This window comes from Bradyrhizobium nivariense, from assembly GCF_029846695.2.
Lineage (GTDB): Bacteria > Pseudomonadota > Alphaproteobacteria > Rhizobiales > Xanthobacteraceae > Bradyrhizobium.
Genome location: NZ_JARWCR020000044.1, coordinates 36,067 through 53,827 on the forward strand (window position 1 = coordinate 36,067; position 17,761 = coordinate 53,827).

18 protein-coding genes and 1 pseudogene are annotated in these 17,761 nt (G+C 65.0%); 8 read left to right on the forward strand and 11 right to left on the reverse strand.

The genetic code is table 11. From position 1 onward, the window contains the following. Nucleotides 1–25: 25 nt before the first annotated feature. From QCM77_RS29260 to QCM77_RS29275, 4 genes are all read left to right on the forward strand, one after another. Nucleotides 26–397, forward strand: coding sequence for a helix-turn-helix domain-containing protein (locus QCM77_RS29260; RefSeq protein ID WP_247317264.1), 372 nt, complete (start codon nt 26–28; stop codon nt 395–397). Between the two features lie 378 nt (nt 398–775). Beyond that, on the forward strand, nt 776–2,125 hold the full coding sequence (locus QCM77_RS29265; protein ID WP_279685913.1) for a L,D-transpeptidase family protein: 1,350 nt from the start codon (nt 776–778) through the stop codon (nt 2,123–2,125). Nucleotides 2,126–2,239: 114 nt separating this feature from the next. Continuing rightward, nucleotides 2,240–3,061 carry an enoyl-CoA hydratase gene (locus QCM77_RS29270; protein WP_279685914.1) on the forward strand — a complete coding sequence of 274 codons (822 nt, stop codon included), beginning with the start codon at nt 2,240–2,242 and terminating at the stop codon, nt 3,059–3,061. Nucleotides 3,062–3,179: 118 nt separating this feature from the next. Continuing rightward, the gene (locus QCM77_RS29275; RefSeq protein ID WP_279667125.1) at nt 3,180–3,467 is read left to right on the forward strand and encodes a hypothetical protein; all 288 of its coding nucleotides are present in this window, start codon (nt 3,180–3,182) and stop codon (nt 3,465–3,467) included. Nucleotides 3,468–3,512: 45 nt separating this feature from the next. Here QCM77_RS29275 and QCM77_RS29280 read toward each other — a convergent pair whose 3' ends face one another. From QCM77_RS29280 to QCM77_RS29290, 3 genes are all read right to left on the reverse strand, one after another. Further along, a complete protein-coding gene (locus QCM77_RS29280) occupies nt 3,513–4,592 on the reverse strand; it encodes an isocitrate/isopropylmalate dehydrogenase family protein (protein WP_279685915.1) in 1,080 nt (359 codons plus the stop codon). 130 nt (nt 4,593–4,722) lie between these two features. Continuing rightward, nucleotides 4,723–5,790: an alcohol dehydrogenase gene (locus tag QCM77_RS29285; protein WP_279685916.1), complete on the reverse strand. Its 1,068-nt coding sequence runs from the start codon at nt 5,788–5,790 to the stop codon at nt 4,723–4,725. A gap of 172 nt (nt 5,791–5,962) precedes the next feature. Next, entirely contained in the window at nt 5,963–7,159 is a 1,197-nt protein-coding gene (locus tag QCM77_RS29290; RefSeq protein WP_279667128.1) for a CaiB/BaiF CoA transferase family protein, read from the reverse strand. Between the two features lie 194 nt (nt 7,160–7,353). On the opposite strand from QCM77_RS29290, the gene glgA reads away from it, so the two are divergent. Continuing rightward, nucleotides 7,354–8,769 (forward strand): glycogen synthase GlgA, encoded by a 1,416-nt coding sequence (glgA, locus tag QCM77_RS29295; protein ID WP_279667129.1) that lies wholly within the window; start codon nt 7,354–7,356, stop codon nt 8,767–8,769. A gap of 162 nt (nt 8,770–8,931) precedes the next feature. Here glgA and QCM77_RS29300 read toward each other — a convergent pair whose 3' ends face one another. Together QCM77_RS29300 and QCM77_RS29305 are read right to left on the reverse strand one after the other, a co-directional pair. Further along, a complete protein-coding gene (locus QCM77_RS29300; RefSeq protein ID WP_279667130.1) occupies nt 8,932–9,876 on the reverse strand; it encodes an oxygenase MpaB family protein in 945 nt (314 codons plus the stop codon). Nucleotides 9,877–9,969: 93 nt separating this feature from the next. Next, nucleotides 9,970–11,118, reverse strand: coding sequence for a patatin-like phospholipase family protein (locus QCM77_RS29305; RefSeq protein WP_279667131.1), 1,149 nt, complete (start codon nt 11,116–11,118; stop codon nt 9,970–9,972). Nucleotides 11,119–11,315: 197 nt separating this feature from the next. On the opposite strand from QCM77_RS29305, the gene QCM77_RS29310 reads away from it, so the two are divergent. Next, nucleotides 11,316–12,203, forward strand: a complete 888-nt coding sequence (locus tag QCM77_RS29310) for a LysR family transcriptional regulator (protein ID WP_279667132.1) — start codon at nt 11,316–11,318, stop codon at nt 12,201–12,203. A 56-nt stretch (nt 12,204–12,259) separates the two neighbouring features. Here QCM77_RS29310 and QCM77_RS29315 read toward each other — a convergent pair whose 3' ends face one another. Beyond that, entirely contained in the window at nt 12,260–12,976 is a 717-nt protein-coding gene (locus QCM77_RS29315; RefSeq protein WP_279667133.1) for a peroxiredoxin-like family protein, read from the reverse strand. 80 nt (nt 12,977–13,056) lie between these two features. Next, nucleotides 13,057–13,341, reverse strand: coding sequence for a hypothetical protein (locus QCM77_RS29320; protein ID WP_279667134.1), 285 nt, complete (start codon nt 13,339–13,341; stop codon nt 13,057–13,059). 236 nt (nt 13,342–13,577) lie between these two features. On the opposite strand from QCM77_RS29320, the gene QCM77_RS29325 reads away from it, so the two are divergent. Then, a complete protein-coding gene (locus QCM77_RS29325) occupies nt 13,578–14,057 on the forward strand; it encodes a cupin domain-containing protein (RefSeq protein WP_279685918.1) in 480 nt (159 codons plus the stop codon). 105 nt (nt 14,058–14,162) lie between these two features. Then, nucleotides 14,163–15,365, forward strand: coding sequence for an MFS transporter (locus QCM77_RS29330; protein WP_279685919.1), 1,203 nt, complete (start codon nt 14,163–14,165; stop codon nt 15,363–15,365). Here QCM77_RS29330 and ccoS read toward each other — a convergent pair. From ccoS to QCM77_RS29350, 4 genes and pseudogenes are all read right to left on the reverse strand, one after another. Beyond that, nucleotides 15,362–15,544 carry a cbb3-type cytochrome oxidase assembly protein CcoS gene (gene ccoS, locus QCM77_RS29335; protein WP_279685921.1) on the reverse strand — a complete coding sequence of 61 codons (183 nt, stop codon included), beginning with the start codon at nt 15,542–15,544 and terminating at the stop codon, nt 15,362–15,364. The two genes, QCM77_RS29330 and ccoS, sit on opposite strands and share 4 nt — an antisense overlap. Beyond that, nucleotides 15,544–15,909: pseudogene (locus tag QCM77_RS29340) on the reverse strand (copper-translocating P-type ATPase); the annotation flags it as partial. The gene ccoS and the pseudogene QCM77_RS29340, both read right to left, overlap by 1 nt. Continuing rightward, complete coding sequence (locus tag QCM77_RS29345) at nt 15,891–17,204, reverse strand: MFS transporter (RefSeq protein ID WP_279667137.1); 1,314 nt, start codon at nt 17,202–17,204, stop codon at nt 15,891–15,893. The gene QCM77_RS29345 and the pseudogene QCM77_RS29340, both read right to left, overlap by 19 nt. Before the next feature lie 23 nt (nt 17,205–17,227). Then, on the reverse strand, nt 17,228–17,749 hold the full coding sequence (locus QCM77_RS29350; RefSeq protein WP_279685923.1) for a PRC-barrel domain-containing protein: 522 nt from the start codon (nt 17,747–17,749) through the stop codon (nt 17,228–17,230). Between the last annotated feature and the right edge of the window lie 12 nt (nt 17,750–17,761).

A 17,761-nucleotide genomic window follows, 5' to 3' on the forward strand; every position in this document is an offset into this window, starting at 1 on the left:
AAAAATGAAGACAGCGGCGAAAAGAATGAAGCAGCGCAGTGCCGGCAAGCCGGACATTGAGCTGGGCAAGCGAATCCGTCTGCGGCGCGTCGAGATGAAGATCTCGCAGGCCGAGCTGGGCGATAAGCTCGGCGTCAGCTTCCAGCAGGTCCAGAAATACGAGAAGGGCGTCAATCGCGTCGGCGCGGCTCGGCTTCAGCAGATCGCTACCTCCCTCGATGTGCCCGTGACCTTCTTCTATGACGGCGACAACAAGGCGCGCGAAGTCGAGAGCCTGCTCTTCCTGGACTCCGCCTTCAGCCTCCGCCTGCTGCGCGCCTACAGCAAGATTAAGGACCAGACGGTGCAGCGTCAGCTCGTCTCGCTGATGGAATCGATCGCAGCGAACGAGGCCTGAGCCGATCGGCGTTCGCGCCTTTCCGGCCGATGTTCAATCCGCCGCGTCACGGGGGCGCGGCCGGATTGGACGAGACCCGGATGAGACATATCCGGGCCCCGCGCTTGCGCGCGATCTTTCTCGGGGCGGCATGACCGCCGCTTTTTGTTGACGTTTTTGCCGCCGTTGCCCGCGGTTTTCGCGAACCCATTCCGACCCTGTCGCGACCCAATCCAGAGACCGCGCGTCCGACGCGCGGGGCTCGCGATGCGCCGTGCTTAAGGGAGCCGCAACCGGGAGGCACTAGCCTGCCGCCGATCTCTCGAATCAGCACGACGACCGGGAATTGCCAATGCGAGCGCCCGTCCGGGCCTCGCTCTCATGGGGAAGATGGGACACATGTCGAAACGCCATGCGATGATCATTGCCGTCGGCGTGCTCGCGAGCGCCTCTGCGCTTGCACAGACCGAGACCATTGGACAGGCCGGGCCCAAGCCGGCGACCGCGGCCGGCACGGTACCGGCCACCGCCAATCCGGCCCATGCAGCCGCACCGAAAACTGCCACGCCGGCGTCGGCTTCAACGGCAGACAGCCGCTCGGCCGCAGCACTCGCGCTGACGCACGAGCCGACCTACGACGAAGGCTCCGCCCAGCGCATCAGGGATGCGGCGCTCAGCTATTCCGATCTCGCGGTGCGCGGCGGCTGGCCGACCATTCCCACCGACGCCAAATTCGCGCCGGGCGCGCCGGGCGCCGATGACGATCTCTTGCGCAAGCGGCTGATCGTCTCCGGCGATCTTTCCGCCGACAAGGCGAGCGGCGCCTTCGACCAGGATCTCGCGGACGCCGTGAAACGCTTCCAGGTCCGCCATGGCCTCGCGCCGACCGCAACGGTGACGCCGCGCACAATCGCGGCGATGAACGTGCCGGTGCAGAAGCGCATCCGGCAGCTGGAGGCTTCGCTCCAGCGGCTCGAGAACATGAATTTCGGCTTCGGCCAGCGCTATGTCGTGGTCAACATCCCCGCGGCCTTCGCCGAAGCGGTCGAGAACGACGTCGTGGTACGGCGCTATCGCGTGATCGTCGGCAAGACCGAAAAGCCCTCGCCGACGCTGACGGCCCAGATCAGCAGCGTCGTCCTCAATCCGACCTGGACGGTGCCCTCCTCGATCGCCAGGACCGAGATCTCCGCGCATATGCGCAAGGATCCGACCTACCTGTCGCGCATGCACATGGAGGTGCTCGACGTCCACGACAATCCGATCGATCCACATTCGGTCGACTGGTCGGGCACGCACACGCCGAATTTCACCGTGCGCCAGCAAAACGGTACGTTCAACGCGCTCGGCGCGGTCAAGATCGACATGCCGAATTCCTATTCGGTCTACATGCACGATACCAACCAGCGCAACCTGTTCAGTGACGACTATCGCTTCGATTCTCATGGCTGCTCGCGCGTGGACAATGTGCGCGATCTCGCCGCCTGGCTCTTGAAGGACCAGCCGAAATGGAGCCGCGCCGCGATCGATGCGGAAATCACCACCGGCCAGCATCTCGAAGTCGCCATGGCCAGGAAAGTGCCGGTGGCATGGATCTATCTCACGGCATGGATGACCAAGGACCAGACCGTCCAGTTCCGCGACGACGTCTATAACCAGGACGAGCAGCTCTTGGAGGCAACCGCCGAAGAGGCGGCGTTCTTCAGCAATGCCGGCAGCCATCCGCTGACCGCGCACATGACGAGATAGATCGCGCCATGCAATCGCGGGACGGGCGGATGCAAAGCCGCATCCCCTGCCGCGGTTGACCCCGGCCCTGCCCCGGCCGCACATTGCGCCTCGCCAATGATCAGCGAGCGCGTGATGCCCGACATGTCCAGCACGACCGAAACACCCTACGCCGACGGCAAGATCCTCAAGCACACAGCCAGTGGCGTCGGTGTGATCACCTTCAACAATCCCGACAAACGCAACGCGATGTCGCTGGAGATGTGGGAGGGATTTGGCGAGGCGCTGGCAAGCCTGCGCGACGACGATGCCGTGCGCGTCGTGATCCTGCGCGGCGCCGGCGGCAAGGCCTTCGTGTCGGGCGCCGACATCAGCCAGTTCGAGAAGACGCGCCATAACGCCGCCGCTTCCGAGGAATATGGCAAGCGCAGCGCTGCCCAGCGCGCGCTGCTCGCCGACTACCCCAAGCCGACGATTGCGAGCATCCAGGGCTTTTGCCTCGGCGGCGGCATGCAGGTCGCGATGCTCACCGACATCCGCATCGCCTCCCATGGCAGCCAGTTCGGCATTCCCGCGGCGAAACTCGGCATCGCCTACGGTTATGATGGATTGAAGCACCTGGTGTCGCTGGTCGGACCGTCCTGGGCGCGCCTGCTGATGTACACGGGCATGCGCATCGATTCCAGCGAAGCGCTGCGTATCGGGCTGATCGAGCGCGTATTCCCCGACGATCAGCTCTGGGGCGAGACCATGGCGATTGCCGAGACGATCTCGCAGAACGCACCGCTTGCGATCAAGGCCGCCAAGACCACCATCGCGCAAGTGCTGAAGGACGAAAGCGGGCGCGATATGGACGCGATCAAGGCGATCGGCACGGCCTGCATGGATAGTGCGGATTTCCGCGAGGGCCGGCAGGCCTTCATGGAAAAGCGCAAGCCGCAGTTCCAGGGCAAATGACGTGAACGCGCGAAGCTGAATTTTCATTCAGGAAGATTAAATTCCCCGGCCGCTTGCGCTGTGGTAGCAACCAATTGATCTGCTGCAAGTTCTTCCGCCACCAACGAGGGAGATTGCGATGAAACTCAAGTTTGTCGTTCTCGGTCTGGCTGCGCTCGGCAGCGCTGCGCTGGCGTCGGGACAAGCGATCGCAGCGATGCCGAACGGCATCCCGCAGGCCGATCGCGTCGCAAACGGTCCGGCCGCGAATATCGATCAGGTGCGTATGGTCTGCAATGCCTGGGGCCGCTGCTGGTGGCGTCCGAACTATTATGGCGCCTATGGCTACTATGGCGGCCCGCGACGCTTCTATGGTTACGGCCCGCGTCCGTGGGGCTGGGGCCATCGCCGCTGGCACCGCTGGTGAATAACGAAGGGGCCCACCGGGGCCCTTTTTCTTCTCAATGTATTGCTAAAGGGCCGCGAGCACCGCCTTCGTGATGTCGGCCGTGCCGTTGCTGCCGCCGAACTCCATCGGCTTGATGCCGCCGGCATAGATCTGATCCACGGCGCGCTCGATTTGCTCGCCAGCTTCCGCCGCGCCCTCGACACCGTGCTTGTCAGCCAGCCAGTCCAGCATCATTGCGGCAGACAGGATCATGCCGGTGGGATTGGCCTTGCCCTGCCCCATGATGTCGGGCGCGGTGCCGTGGCAGGGTTGGAACACCGCGTATTTGTCGCCGATGTCGGCTGACGGTGCCATGCCGAGGCCGCCGATCAGGCTCGCGGTGATGTCGGACACGATGTCGCCGAACATGTTCTCCATCACCATCACGTCGAAATCCCAGGGCCGTTTCACCAGCATCGCCGAGCAGGCATCGACATAGAGCCGATCGGTCTTCACCTGCGGATGGCGCTTTTCGATCTCGTCGAAGATGCCACGAAAGAACGCAAAAGCCTTGAACACATTCGCCTTGTCGACGCAGGTCAGCATCCCCGGCTTGCCGCGCGCTTTGCGCCGCTCGGCCAGGCGAAACGAGAACTCGAACAGGCGCTCGGAGGTTTTGCGCGTGATCACCAGCGTCTCGCGCGCGTCCTCATGGGTGACGACGCCCTTGCCCATCGAGGCGAACAGGCCTTCGGTGGACTCCCTGATCACGACGAGATCGATGCCGCGCTGCTCAGCGCCGACGATCGGGCTCGGCACGCCCGGAATGAGCCGCGCGGGCCGCACGCCGGCATAGAGATCGAAGATGACGCGCAGCTCGATCTGCGGCGCGATTTCGGTGTTGTCAGGATAGCGCACCGACGGCAGGCCGCAGGCGCCGAGCAGGATCGCATCCGCCTCCTCGCACAGCTTGATGGTGGTATCAGGCATCGACTTGCCGCTGGCGATATAATTATTTGCACCCGCCGGCGCCTCGGTGAAGCGGAAGCTCAGGCCGGATTTCGTCTCGATCTTGCGCAGGACTTCGATGGCCGGTGCCATGACTTCGGGACCGATACCGTCACCGGCGAGTACGGCAATGTGGAAGGCGTTGTTTGCGGACATGGGGATTTCCTGCGCGAAGAGAAGAGAGGCTCGTGATGGTGAGGAGCCCTTGCGACGAAGCAATCCGGAAATACATCCGCGGAGGCAGTCTGGATTGCTTCGCTCGCAATGACGAGGGAGAGAGCCGCGATTACGGCGTCAGCACCGTGCGACCGACGACTGCGCCCTGCTGCAATTGCACCAGCGCGTCATTGGCCTTGGCGAGCGGCTGCCGCGTCACCGGAATCGGCGGCACCTTCTTCGTTCGCACGAGGTCGAGCAATTCCTGCGTCTCGCGCAGGTTTCCGACATAGCTGCCCTGGATCGTCACCGCCTTGATCGGGATCAGCGGCAGCGCCCAGGTCGCACCGCCGCCGAACAGGCCGACGAGGACGAGCTTGCCGCCCTTGGCGAGGCAGTCGAAGCCGAGTTGCGTGGTGGCGGCGTTGCCGACGAGATCGATCACGGCGCGGATCGGCCCGCCCGCTTTCTTGGCGAGTTGCTCGAGCGCATCCGGCGCCGTGGGATCGACGGTGGCGAGCGCGCCGGCCCTCTCCGCCGCCTCGCGCTTTTTCGCGTCGATGTCCAGCATGATCGCGCCCTTGCCGCCCATCGCCTTGAGCAGCGATAGCGCCATCAGGCCGAGGCCGCCGGCGCCGAACATCACGATCGGGGTGTCGAAATGCTGCTCGACCTTCTTCAGCGCGCTGTAGGTGGTGACGCCCGAGCAGGCATAGGGCGCGGCCGACGCCGGGTCGAGCCCTCTAAGGTTGAGCAGATAGCGCGGATGCGGCACCAGCATGTGATCGGCATAGCCGCCGTCGCAATAGACGCCGAGCGAGCGCGGCGTCGCGCACATGTTCTCGTCGCCGGCAAGACAAACAGCGCATTTGCCGCAGCCGATCCAGGGATAGACCAGGCCGACGTCGCCGAGCTTGAGATCACCCTGGTCGGTCGGCTTCACGTCGGGGCCAAAGGCGGCGATCTCGCCGACCGTCTCGTGGCCCATGGTCAGCGGCAGGTTGATGCCGCGGTCCTTCAGCGATAGCGGCTTGCGGCCATGGCCGAGATCGTAGCCGCCTTCCCAGATGTGGAGATCGCTATGGCAGACGCCGGCCGCCTTCACCTTGATCAGCACCTGCGTGCCGGACGGCTGCGGCGTTGCCTCGTCGAACTCCTGCAGCGGCGCCTTGAAATCGGCGACCTTGAAACTCTTCATCGGCGTCCTCCCGGATACTTTTCTTGTCGCCGCCACCATGGCATGGGTGGCAGGACGAGACAAACTCGGACCTGTCTAGTTTAGGCTGGCGGATGATGGCAAGCCGACCACGCGCAAAGCCCCATTGCTTGCCGCACGATGCTGTCCGTCAGACTTGCCGTCAGACTTGCCGTCAGACTTGCGCGGCTGTTTTGCCTGACGGAATTGGCGCACCGTCGGGGAGCCCGATCTCCGCGCGCAGCCGGTCCGTGTGCTCGCCAAGCACAGCCATCGTCTTGGCCGGCGCCGTGTCGGAACCGGACATCCGGAACGGCAGATTGAGGACCTGGAACGAGCCGCCTTCGTCCTCCACAGACGAGAGCGCCCGCCGGTGCGCGAGCTGGGGATCGGCCAGCGCCTCGGACACGCTGCGATAGGCCGAGGCCGGCACGCCGGCCGCGCCAAGTGCGACGAGGCACGCCTCGGTCGAGAGCTGCCGCGACCAGGCTTCGACGCCGTCCATCATGTCGGCCCAATGGTCGCGGCGGGCGGCGTAGGTGGAGAAGCGTGCATCGGAGATCCATTCGGGGCGGCCGATCACTCCCATCAGCCCCTGAAACGTCTTCTCGCTGGCAACCGTGATCATGACATAACCGCTCGCCGTCTCGGTCGGCCCGAACATCGGGCGCGGCGGCGGCTTCACGGTGAACTGCGAGTTCTGCAACTCGATCACCGTCAGCGTCAGCATCGATTCCAGCATGGAGACGTCGATGTGCTGGCCGAGCCCAGTCACCGTGCGCTGGTAGAGCGCCGACGCAATCGCGCCAAAACCGTAGGTGCCGGTGACGACGTCGGCATGGTAGATCCCGCAATAATCCGGGCGGCTGCGGCCTGGCTGGTAGGCGAGATGCGCCATGTCGTAGCCGGAGGCCGCGTGGATCACCGGCGCGTAGGCCGGCAGCTCGGCCGACGGGCCGCTCTGGCCGTAGCCGGAGATCGAGCAGTAGATCAGCTTCGGGTTGACGGTGCGTATTCTGTCATAATCGAGCCGTAGCCGGTGCATCACGCCGGGGCGAAAATTCTCGACCAGAATGTCGGCAGTCGCGGCCAGCCGCCGGATCGCCTCCTTGCCGTCCTCGGACTTGAGGTCGAGCACGACGCTCTTCTTGCCGACATTGAGCTGGCCGAACACGGTGCTGCAGCCCTTGCGCAGCGGCGGCCGGGTCCGCATCGTCTCGCCGCCGTCGGTCTCGATCTTGATGACCTCGGCGCCCATGTCGGCGAGCATCCGCGCACAATGGGGACCGGCGATGGTGGTCGAAAAATCCAGGACCCTGAGGCCGGCGAAGGCCTTTGTCGTCGTCCCCTCATGCTTATCTGATAGCTGCATGCCTGCTTGCGTCCTCAAGTCACTTAGGAACTATCGAAGTTCTCTGTTATTGGTGCGCTGACCCTAGAGGGCGGCGGCTCAGTAGGAAAGTCTTTACCGAACGGACGCGTCGCGCCGGCGGGCTCGAGAATTCCGTGGGCAACTGGACCCGTTCTTGCATAGCAGCAAACGGGATCGGATGAGGGCAATCGTTCTTGAGGGTCTTGTTCGTTACAACAGAGATGGACGACTTCGTCCGCGTCGGCGGACTTGGAGCCGTTTCCGCGGCCCTTCCGAGAGCGCTACGTCCTTTCGCCGATATCCGGGTCATGCTGCCGGGATATCGCGACATCATCGAACAACTCACGCATATCCAGGTCGTTGGCCGCTGTCCGGCGTTCGCGGAGATGCCGGCCTGCTCGCTCGGCCGGGCCGCGACCAAGGACGGCCTACCGGTCTATGTGCTGTTGTGCTCGCAACTCTACGACCGGCCGGGTAATCCCTATGGCGACGAGTCCGGGCGCGACTGGCCGGACAACGACATCCGCTTCGCGCGCTTCGCCTCGGCCGCCGCTGAGCTTGCCATGGGCAAGCTGGACAAGAATTGGGCAGCAGACCTGATCCATGCCAACGACTGGCAGGCTTCGCTCGTGCCGGCCTATCTCGCCTGGCGCGGCTCCAAGCTGCCGTCGATCCTGACCATTCACAACCTCGCCTATCAGGGCCTCTTCCCGAAGGACTCGCTGCGGCGGATCGGCGTACCCGAAAGCTCCTTCCACATCGACGGCGTCGAGTTCTACGACCAGCTCTCCTTCCTCAAGGCCGGGCTGGTCTACGCCTCCCACCTCACCACCGTCAGTGGGACGTATGCGCGCGAGATCACCACCGATGAATTCGGCTGCGGCCTCGAAGGCCTGCTTCGAGCCCGCTCCGACGCGGCCGAGTTGACAGGCATCCTCAACGGCATCGACGAGAGCTGGGACCCGCGTTCCTGCGCCCAGCTTGCCCAGCAGTTCGGCGCCGGCGACTGGATCGGCAAGAAGGCCAATGCGGACTATGTGCGCAAGCAGTTCGGGCTTGCGGTGTCGCGCGGCCCGATGTTCGGCATCGTCGCCCGGCTCGTGCACCAGAAGGGTATCGACCTCGTGCTGTCGGCGGCCGACGAGATCGTCGATGCCGGCGGGCAGATCGTGGTCACCGGCTCCGGCGAGCCGGCGCTCGAGCAGGCGCTGATCGACGCGCATCGCCGCCGTCCCGACGCCATCGGGGTTACGATCGGCTTCAACGACGCCCAGGCGCGGCGCATCTTCGCCGGCAGCGATTTCACATTGATGCCGTCGCGCTTTGAGCCCTGCGGGCTGAGCCAGATGTACGCCCAGCGCTTCGGCTCGCTGCCGATCGGCCACCAGACCGGCGGCCTTGCCGAGACCATCACCGACGGCGAAACCGGCTTCCTGTTCTCAAAACCCTCGCACGAATCCCTTCTCGGCGGCGTTCGCCGGGCGTTCGAGGCGTTCATGGCGCAGGACCAGCTCGACACCATGCGCCGCAGCGCGATGGGACGGTCGTTCTCCTGGACCATCTCGGCCGGCAGCTACAACGCACTGTACCGGAAGCTGGCGTCGGCGTGAGGCGCGCGATCTCTCGTGCCCCAGACGCAGCGCAGCGTCTCTTCGACGGTGCGCTGCAGAGCCGCGGCCCATGTCGCACAGGAATTCATGGCCCCCGGGTCCCGGCTCTGCGCCGCAACGCTCACGCGTTGCAGCTTGTCCGGGACACGCGGGAGACGCTTCTTAGCGGCGGTGATCCATCTGCGGCCGCCCGATCCAGACCCTGTTGAGGCATCGGGTCATCCAGTCCGGCTGCAGCTCGCCGCGCAGCCGCGCCTGCGCTTCCTGGTAGGGACCGACATAGCGCAATCGATCCGGCAGTTTCGGATAGACGCGCCGTATCCACCGGAGCGCGTTGTCGGCCGACCTGATGTTGCGCTCGTCGAGCTCGAGACCAAAGCCCGCGCGCAACGGCTCCGGCAGCAGGCTGGCCGTGAGTGAGCGATACCATCGCGGTACCCGCAACCACGGACGGGCGCCGCCAAAAATCTGCCTCGCAATCTCGCGCGCGGCCGGACTGACGGTCAGCGTGTCCGACTGTGTCATTGCCGCGGTGTAGGCCGCAAAGCCCGACCAGTCCGCGGGCAGATCGTCCGCCGTCAATCCGAACAAGGCGCCGAACGCCCGGCTCTCGGTCCAGTAGCGTTCGCGTTCCTCCGCTGAGAGCGGCGGCAAAACCAGATCATGCGCCATCAGCGCGGTCTCGACCAGCGTGGCATGAACCCAGCGCAGCGACGGAATGTCGTTGGCACAGTAGCGCGAGCCTGCCGCGAACGGACCCACGGTCTCGGGCATCTCGCCGATGATCATGCTGTGGCGCCGGTGCAGTTGCCGCGACGACAACAGCGCGCGGTCGAGCGAGCCGAACACCATGGAAAAGACGATGTCGAAGGTGCGGTGAAATCGCCCGATCGGATCGGCCAAGGTCCGCGAATGCTCGGCGATGGCGACCGCGACCCAGGGATGCGCCAGTTGCAGCAACAGCGCACGACCGGCGCCGAGAAAGATGACGGCCTCCCGGTCGATTTGCCAGGTCACCGACGACGGGCCGAACACGCCCGGAACCGGTCCCGCTGCGTTGGCACGGACCTGGTCGAGGGCCGCCGCCAGATCTTTCTCAACGACCAATTGCGGGCCTCGCGACGAAGACGTCACGACAATAGCCCAGACCGCGCGCCCGTGACATCGTCACCGCCCGAAAACAAATGACGGACGACGCCCTCACTCCGCCGCAATCGGCATCTCGTCCATATGCTCGTGCAGGACCACACCGGCGAGCGGATCGAACTCGCCGATCCACGGTTTTCGCGCGAGCACCGACCTCGTGTGAGCATAGCCGGCATGCCAGCGCCGCGTGATCCCTGACGGACTGAAGTCGATATCCTTGGTATGGGTCTCGCGGTCGAGCTGCGGCGCCAGCAGCCGCACGACGTGCATACGGGTCGGACAGCCGTAGCTCATCAGCTCCCTCACCGCGGCATCGCCGCGCTCGCTCTCAGGCAGTCGTTCAGCAAGCTGGTTGATGACATGGCGCAGGCGATGGGCCTGCTGCTGGCGTTCGATCTGGCTCGCGATCCGACTCGAATACATCACATCCTTGTGCCGGTTCAGCACCTCCGCCATCGTGGTCGGCTCGGCGCCGACGGGATTCCACAGATGCACCGAGAAGATCAGCGAATCCCTGCGTGGATTGTCGTCGAACACCGCTTCCGTCGGCGTGTTCGAGAGGATGCCCCCGTCCCAATAGAGTTCGCCATCGATGCGCACCGCCGGGAATGCCGGCGGCAATGCACCCGAGGCCATCACGTGCTTCACCGTCAGCTCGCCGTCGCGGCTGTCGAAATAGCGCATCTGGCTGGTGCCGACATGAGCCGCACCGACCGTCAGGCGCGGCGCGCAGCGATTGGCCAGGTCGAAATCGACGAGCTCGCGCAGCGTCTCCTCCAGAGGCGCAGTGGAATAGAATCCGGCGTGATCGGCGCCCAGCGGATAGGAATCCCCGGCATGCGCCAGCGGATTGGGTCGGAAGAAGCCTGGAATGCCGTGGGTCACGGCCGACCAATAGGCCAGCTTCTCGTTGAAGCCGGGAAACGTGCTGCGCCAGTCCCAGACCGGCTTCTGCTCCATCCGCTTCCAGAACTCCCTCAAGCGCGCAAGCCGATGCTCCGGCGCATTACCCGCAATAAGGCTGGCATTGATGGCACCGATCGAGGTGCCGATGATCCAGTCCGGCTCGATGCCGGCCTCGTGCAGCGCCTGGTAGACGCCGGCCTGGTACGAGCCGAGCGCGCCGCCGCCCTGAAGCACGAGCACGACCTGACCCGGCAGGTCCATGCTCTTTCGGCGTCCGTTGTCCTGCATGCCGTTCATGTCTCTCTCCTGTCGAGCCGATGGTTATCATTCGTCAGGCGTAAGGCCATTGTTACGTCCTGCCGTTCTCCGCGATTGTCGGGCCCTTTGGAAATGCCGGCTGGCTTCCGAAACCATAGGCACGCGCTATTGCGGCCAGGATATCATTCCCGGCGCCGATCGGTTAGATTTCCGCCGATCTTGCCGGGAGCCGATCCATGGAAATGCACCAGGTCCGCTATTTCCTCGCGGTCGCGCAGCTCTTGAATTTCACGCGCGCGGCCGAGGAGTGCAACGTCACGCAGCCCTCGCTGACACGCGCGATCAAGCAGCTCGAAGCCGAGCTGGGCGGCGACCTGTTCCGGCGCGAGCGCCCGGCAGCTCAACTGACCGAGCTAGGCCAGCGCATGCATCCGCTGCTGAAGCAGTGCTATGACGCCGCCACCGGCGCACGTACACTCGCTTCCTCGTTCAAAAGCGGAGAGATCGGCGCGCTGCGCGTCGCGCTGACCCATTCGATCGATCTGGCGCTGCTCATTCCGTATCTCAACGAGATCAAACGGCAGTTCAACCGGCTCGAGTTTCGCTTCCTGCGCGGCTCGAGCCGCGAGGTCGCGGAATTCCTGAAGAAGGGCGAAGCCGAGCTCGGCATCGCCGCCGAGATCGACGAGGACTGGGACCGGCTCGACGTCTGGCCACTCTTTACAGAGGGTTTCGAGCTCGTCGTCAGCGACCGACATCGGCTGGCCGGCCGCAGCTCGATCGAATTGGACGATCTGGACGCAGAGCAACTGCTGAGCCGGACGTTCTGCGAACATTTTGGCCGCATCACCGCGAGCCTGCGCGAGCACGGCATCGACGTCGCACATGGCCACGAAGTCTCCAGCGAGCGCGATCTGATCGAGCTCGTCGAAGCCGACATCGGCATCGCCATGGTGCCACACACTTCCTCCGTGCCGGAGAGATTGACGCGCGCTGCGGTCACAGGGCTGGATGCCCGCCGCACCGTCAGCCTCTATGGGGTGGCCGGCCGGCAACGCACGGCGGTGGCCAATGCCGTGATGCGGATGCTGCGCGGCGCGGACTGGCGGTCGGTTGCGGGGTAGTGCACCCAACATTAGCCGGCTGCCCCCTCTCCCCTTGTGGGCCTGTTGCGCGAAGCTCAGTTCTCCCGGCTCTCGCCTTCCAGCGCGTCGAGCAGATCATCGATCTCCATGCGTTTGCGGAAATCGGGGTCGACGAACCGTGCCTTCACGATGCCATCGCGTCCGACCACGAACACGGCCGGGATCGGCAGCATCCAGCCGTCATTGCCATGGAATTTCGCCATGTCCTGATAGGACAGCAGATGCTGGATCTCGGCGCCGAGCCAGATCGCGAGATTCAGCGACAGTGCATAGCCGTTGTCGAGATCGGTCAGGATCGGAAACGGTGCTCCGGAATCCGATTTGAGCTGCTCGGTGTATTCCTGCGTCTCCGGCATGATCGCCACGATCCGCGCGCCCATCGCCTCGATGCGATCCTGCGCCTGCACCACGGCACGGACATTCAGCCGGCAATAGGGGCACCAATGACCGCGGAAGAACATCACCGCGACCGGCCCGCGCTCCAGCAGCGCAGTCAGCGAGACGAGGCGTCCGCTATCATCCGGCAGCATGAACGGCGGCATCGGATCTCCCGGGCGCGGCGCGGTCTCGCCGCCGCCATTGCCGCCCAATCGCGCCACCAGGCGATCGACCGCCTCGCCATAGGCCGGGAAGACCTCACGGCTGGCATCGGCATAGGCGCGGAGCTGTTCGTTCAGCGTGCCTTCCATATCGCGACAGCGCTGGAAGGCGAGCTTGAGCCGCTCGGCATCGGCTGGCGAGAGAGAGGTCATCTTGCGCTCCGGCGTTCGGGGGACGAATATTAGGTTCGCGGTCCGGCCGCCCGCAAGGGGCGGCCGTCATGCATACGTGATCAGTTCACGTAGAAATTGCCGGTGGGATCGAGCCGCCCCGAGGTGGAGTACAGCGACCCGTTGTCCATGAAGAAGACGGTGCTGTCGGGCACCTTCTTGGCGTGCTTCATCATGGCCTCGTGGTTCTTCTCGGCCGGGGCCATGGCCATCGCCGACATCTTGCCGGGTCCGCCATAGACATAGGCCATGCCGGCCTTGAAGTCCCAGGCGGCCTCCGAGAAGGCCGATGTGGCGATCACCGCAAATGCGGCGACGGCGATCAGGGTCTTGGACACTTTCGTCATGGAATGCTCCTCCGGATTGACGTGAACGCCCGTCAACCGGGCGCGCCGCCATCGAACGCCGGATATTCTCGAAGCGGAAATGCCGATGCCCAATCGGTTCGATAGCCGCCGCGCATCAACATAGCGCAGGGCTATCGCATCGAGAGCCAGCCGGCATTTCAGGATAGACGCGTTCTGGACGAAGTTCCTGTCATAGCCGGCGACCAACGAGGTCGAGGCCAACACAGGAGCCCCCCATGTCCAGGCACCACACATTATCGCGCGTAGTTTTGACGGGCGTTGCCGTTCTCGGCACGCTTATGTTTGCAACGCCGGTCTTCGCCGGCGAATGCCCGGCCGACAAGATCAGGCCGAATGCGCAGCAGATGGTCGACTACAAGCCGGTCGGCGTCACCGACACCACCCTCGGTGCAATCGACCTCGGCAAGCAGCCGGCGCGTATCGAGGGCCGCGAGCTGCGCTTCCGCAAGCTGACCATCGAGCCCGGCGGCATCGTGCCCTGGCACAGCCACGACGACCGCCCTGCCCTCATCTTCGTACAGCAGGGCGAGATCGTCGAATACGCCTCCAATTGCGTCGATCCGATCCTGCATAGGGCCGGCGACATCCGTCCCGAAGTATTCGGTACCTCGCACTGGTGGAAGAACCTCGGCAAGGAAACCGTCATTCTCTATGTCGGCGACGTCCGCAAGGATCCCAACGACCATCACATGTGATGAGCGCACTCCACCTCAGCGCACTCGTTACCGGACGCGGCGGCCGGAATCCCCCATGCCATCAGGCATGCCGGGCGCCGCATCCATCACGGGAGACCCGACGCCATGACTGATCTTTCCGCGCCCATCAAGCCGAGTGCGATGACAATGGATGAGCATTCCCCGCGGCTCATACTTCGCTCTCTCGTCATCGGCTTGACCGCCTTCCTGACCGTCGTCGACCTCTTCGCGACACAGGCGATCCTGCCCTCACTGACGCGCCACTACGGCGTCACGCCCGCAGCGATGAGCTTTGCCGTCAACGCCAGCACGTTCGGCATGGCCGTCGCGGGGCTCGTCGTCGGCTTCTTCAGCCCGCAGATCAACCGGCGGACCGGCATTCTGCTCAGCCTGGCGCTGCTGGCGATACCGACCAGCCTGCTGGCGTCAGCGCCAAACCTTGCCGTCTTCACCGCCTTGCGGATCGCTCAGGGCGCGTGCATGGCGTCCGCCTTCGCTCTCACCCTCGCTTATCTCGGCGAGCAATGCAGCGCCATGGACGCCGGCGGCGCCTTTGCCGCCTACATCACCGGCAATGTCGCGAGCAACCTCGTCGGCCGACTGATCTCGGCGGCGGTCGCCGACGGCCTTGGCCTTGCCTGGAATTTCTATGTCTTCGCAGCGCTCAACCTCGCCGGCGCGGCGCTGGTCTATTTCACCATCCAGCGCGTGCAGCCGATGCGAGCAATGATGCCTGCGGCATCGCCGCTCTCCGCCACCATCGCGCATTGGAGCAATCCGCGGTTGCGTGCCGCCTTCGGCATCGGCTTCTGCATCCTGTTCGCCTTCATCGGCACTTTCACTTTCGTCAATTTCGTTCTGGTGCGGCCGCCGCTGTCGCTGGGCATGATGGATCTTGGGCTGGTCTATTTCATCTTCCTGCCGTCGGTCGTCACGACCTTGCTGGCCGGCAGGGTGGCGTCCCGGTTCGGCGCGCGGACGACGATCTGGGGCGCGCTTGCAGTTGCGGGAATTGGCTTGCCGTTGATGCTGGCGCCGCACTTGGGTGGAGTGCTCACCGGCATGGCTCTGGTCGGCGTCGGCACCTTTTTCGCGCAAGCCGCCGCAACCGCCTTCGTCGGGCAGACTGCGGCCGACAACCGCGGCGTCGCCAGCGGAACCTATCTTGCCTGCTATTTCTGCGGCGGACTGGTCGGCACTGCTGTGCTCGGGCGTCTGTTCGACAGCTTTGGCTGGCATGCATGCGTGGCCGGTGTCGGCATGGCTCTCGCGATCGCGGCCCTGCTCACGTTCAACTTGGAGCGCTAGCGCTTGGCCGGCGCCATGTCTGTCTCAGGTCTCTGCGGCGGCTCGTCGTCGGCAATGGCACGCCAGGCGGCGCCGTCGAGATCGTCGTACTGGCCGCTCCGGAGCGACCAGAGGAAGGCAACGAGGCCTGTGAGGCCGAGCATCAGCGCCAGCGGCACCAGGATAACCAGGATTTCCATCACAAAATCTCCCGCGAGGCGCTGCGCGCCCGCAGCGAATTCAGCATCACCAGGATCGAGGATCCGCTCATGGCGGCAGCCGCGATCAGGGGCGTCACGACGCCGCTGATCGCAACGGGCACGGCGAGGACGTTGTAGCCGATCGCGAGCCAGAGGTTTTGCCGCATCAGGTGCAGCGCCTTGCGCGAAGCGTCGATGGCGGCAACGACCGGGGCCAGCGGCCGGCCGAGGAAGACGAGATCGGCGGTCGCCTGGCTCAAATGCGCGGCCGAGATCGGCGACATCGAGACGTGCGCCGCCGCCAGCGACGGCGCATCGTTCATGCCGTCGCCGACCATCAGGATCTTCAGCCGGCCATTTCTTTTGCGGCGATCATGCCCGTACGCCGCGTCTCCGGCATCACGAAAAGAATAAGCAGGAGCCCCGTCGCGGCGACGCCGGACAGTCCGATGAACGCCGTGGCATTGCCGAACTTGTCGCTGATATAGCCGCCGAGTGCCGTGCTCAGCGACGCGCCGATGCCCGTTGCCGTGCCGACGATGCCCTGCGCGAGGTTGAAATGCCCGCTGCCAAAGGCGACGTCGGCCACGATCAGCGGGATCATCACCGCGAACACCGCCGCAGTGAGGCCGTCGAACACCTGCACCAGCACCAGCAGGTACGGATCGCGGACCGTTGCGAACAGCAGACCGCGAATCGTCAGCGCCACGAATCCAATCAGCAGCAGCGGCCGGCGGCCCCACGCTTGCGCCTTGCGCCCGACCGTCGGCGACAGCAGCGCCACGATTGCCTGTGGCACGACGATGCAAAAGGCGACGAGCACCGTCGCCCACTGGCTCGATCGCGCCGTCACCGCGCTCGCCATCAATGGCATCATCGAGGCGTTCGCCAGCTGCAACAAGAGCACGCTGAGTGCAAAGACAATGAGCGGCCGCTGCCGGATCAGGTGCCAGATATTGGTGTCGCCGCGATCCTCCGCCTCACGCGGCATTTCGCCGTGACAGCGCGCGATGTCGACCTCATGCTCGCGGATGCGCGAGAGCGCGATCAGGGTCGGGATCGCGAGCAGGAAGGTGACCAGGAACACCGAGCGGCTTGACAGGAGATAGCCGGCCGTGCCCATTACGGCAGCCGCAACGCCGTTGCCAAGCGAAGCAAAGCGGGCGTTGCGGCCGAGACGTTCGCCGATCGCGAGCGGGCCGACCAGACCAAGGCTGATCGCCGCGATCGCCGGACCGAGCACGCAGCTCGCTGCCGCGTGCAAGGTGGCCGCAGCCACCACCACGGGGAAGATCGGCATCGCGGCATAGGCGAGCGCGCAGCAGCCGATGGTGACGATGGCAAGGGCTGCGACCAGCCGCTCGGATTTCGCGGCATCGATGATGGCGCCGCCCGGCATCTGGCCGATCAGGGCAACGATGCCCCCGATCGACAGCACGAGGCCGATCTCGACCTGGGTCCATTTCTGGGTCGTCAGATAGACCGCGATGAAGGGGCCGAACCCGGTCTGCACGTCGGCGAGGAAGAAGATGAACCAGTCGAGACCGCGCAGACTCTGGCGCGACGGCGCCGGAATGCCCGCAGGCGATGGCGCCGAAACGTTGTCCTGCTCGACGCCGCCCTCGCGATCCGCATGGTTCGGCTTCCTCGACAACAGCACCGGCCGCCATCCCTCCCCGCGCCTCACTGAACAGCTTGCAGCGGCTGCAGGCTGCCGGACGCGCCAAGCACAACCATCGGCATGTCCTCCTTGTATTCCGGCGCGGCCGCGACCTGCGCCTTGGTCAATTCCAGCGTGATGCTGTCCTTCTTGTTGACAATCTTGCCGAACCGCATCGCGTTCCAGTCCACCACGATCTTGCGGCTGCCGACGCCAAGGAAGCCGCCGAAATCGATCACGGCAGCGCGCACGTGGCCGCTCCGATCGACGATGACGTCGACGATGCGGCCCATGCCCTCGTTCGCCGCGCTGAGCACGTCACGGCCAAGCACACCGTGCGCATCGCTCGCGCCGATGATCGTGACCGACGGCGGTGGCGCGGCATCCTTTGGCGTGACGGGTACCGCTGACGCCGGCGGTTGCGCCGTCGGCGGCGCATTCGCTTCAGTTGAGGGCGGGGGCAACTCCTCCGCAGCTCGTGATACGGCGACCGTCAATCCCGCGACGATCGCGACGCCTAGGCCCAACCATCCGGCGGTACGCATGCACCCTCCTCC

Coding starts and splice junctions, on each gene's coding strand:
- QCM77_RS29260 (WP_247317264.1), top strand. CDS start 26: ATGAAGCAGCGCAGTGCCGGCAAGCCGGACATTGAGCTGGGCAAGCGA.
- QCM77_RS29265 (WP_279685913.1), top strand. CDS start 776: ATGTCGAAACGCCATGCGATGATCATTGCCGTCGGCGTGCTCGCGAGC.
- QCM77_RS29270 (WP_279685914.1), top strand. CDS start 2,240: ATGCCCGACATGTCCAGCACGACCGAAACACCCTACGCCGACGGCAAG.
- QCM77_RS29275 (WP_279667125.1), top strand. CDS start 3,180: ATGAAACTCAAGTTTGTCGTTCTCGGTCTGGCTGCGCTCGGCAGCGCT.
- QCM77_RS29280 (WP_279685915.1), bottom strand. CDS start 4,592: ATGTCCGCAAACAACGCCTTCCACATTGCCGTACTCGCCGGTGACGGT.
- QCM77_RS29285 (WP_279685916.1), bottom strand. CDS start 5,790: ATGAAGAGTTTCAAGGTCGCCGATTTCAAGGCGCCGCTGCAGGAGTTC.
- QCM77_RS29290 (WP_279667128.1), bottom strand. CDS start 7,159: ATGCAGCTATCAGATAAGCATGAGGGGACGACGACAAAGGCCTTCGCC.
- QCM77_RS29305 (WP_279667131.1), bottom strand. CDS start 11,118: ATGAACGGCATGCAGGACAACGGACGCCGAAAGAGCATGGACCTGCCG.
- QCM77_RS29310 (WP_279667132.1), top strand. CDS start 11,316: ATGGAAATGCACCAGGTCCGCTATTTCCTCGCGGTCGCGCAGCTCTTG.
- QCM77_RS29315 (WP_279667133.1), bottom strand. CDS start 12,976: ATGACCTCTCTCTCGCCAGCCGATGCCGAGCGGCTCAAGCTCGCCTTC.
- QCM77_RS29320 (WP_279667134.1), bottom strand. CDS start 13,341: ATGACGAAAGTGTCCAAGACCCTGATCGCCGTCGCCGCATTTGCGGTG.
- QCM77_RS29325 (WP_279685918.1), top strand. CDS start 13,578: ATGTCCAGGCACCACACATTATCGCGCGTAGTTTTGACGGGCGTTGCC.
- QCM77_RS29330 (WP_279685919.1), top strand. CDS start 14,163: ATGACTGATCTTTCCGCGCCCATCAAGCCGAGTGCGATGACAATGGAT.
- ccoS (WP_279685921.1), bottom strand. CDS start 15,544: ATGGAAATCCTGGTTATCCTGGTGCCGCTGGCGCTGATGCTCGGCCTC.
- QCM77_RS29350 (WP_279685923.1), bottom strand. CDS start 17,749: ATGCGTACCGCCGGATGGTTGGGCCTAGGCGTCGCGATCGTCGCGGGA.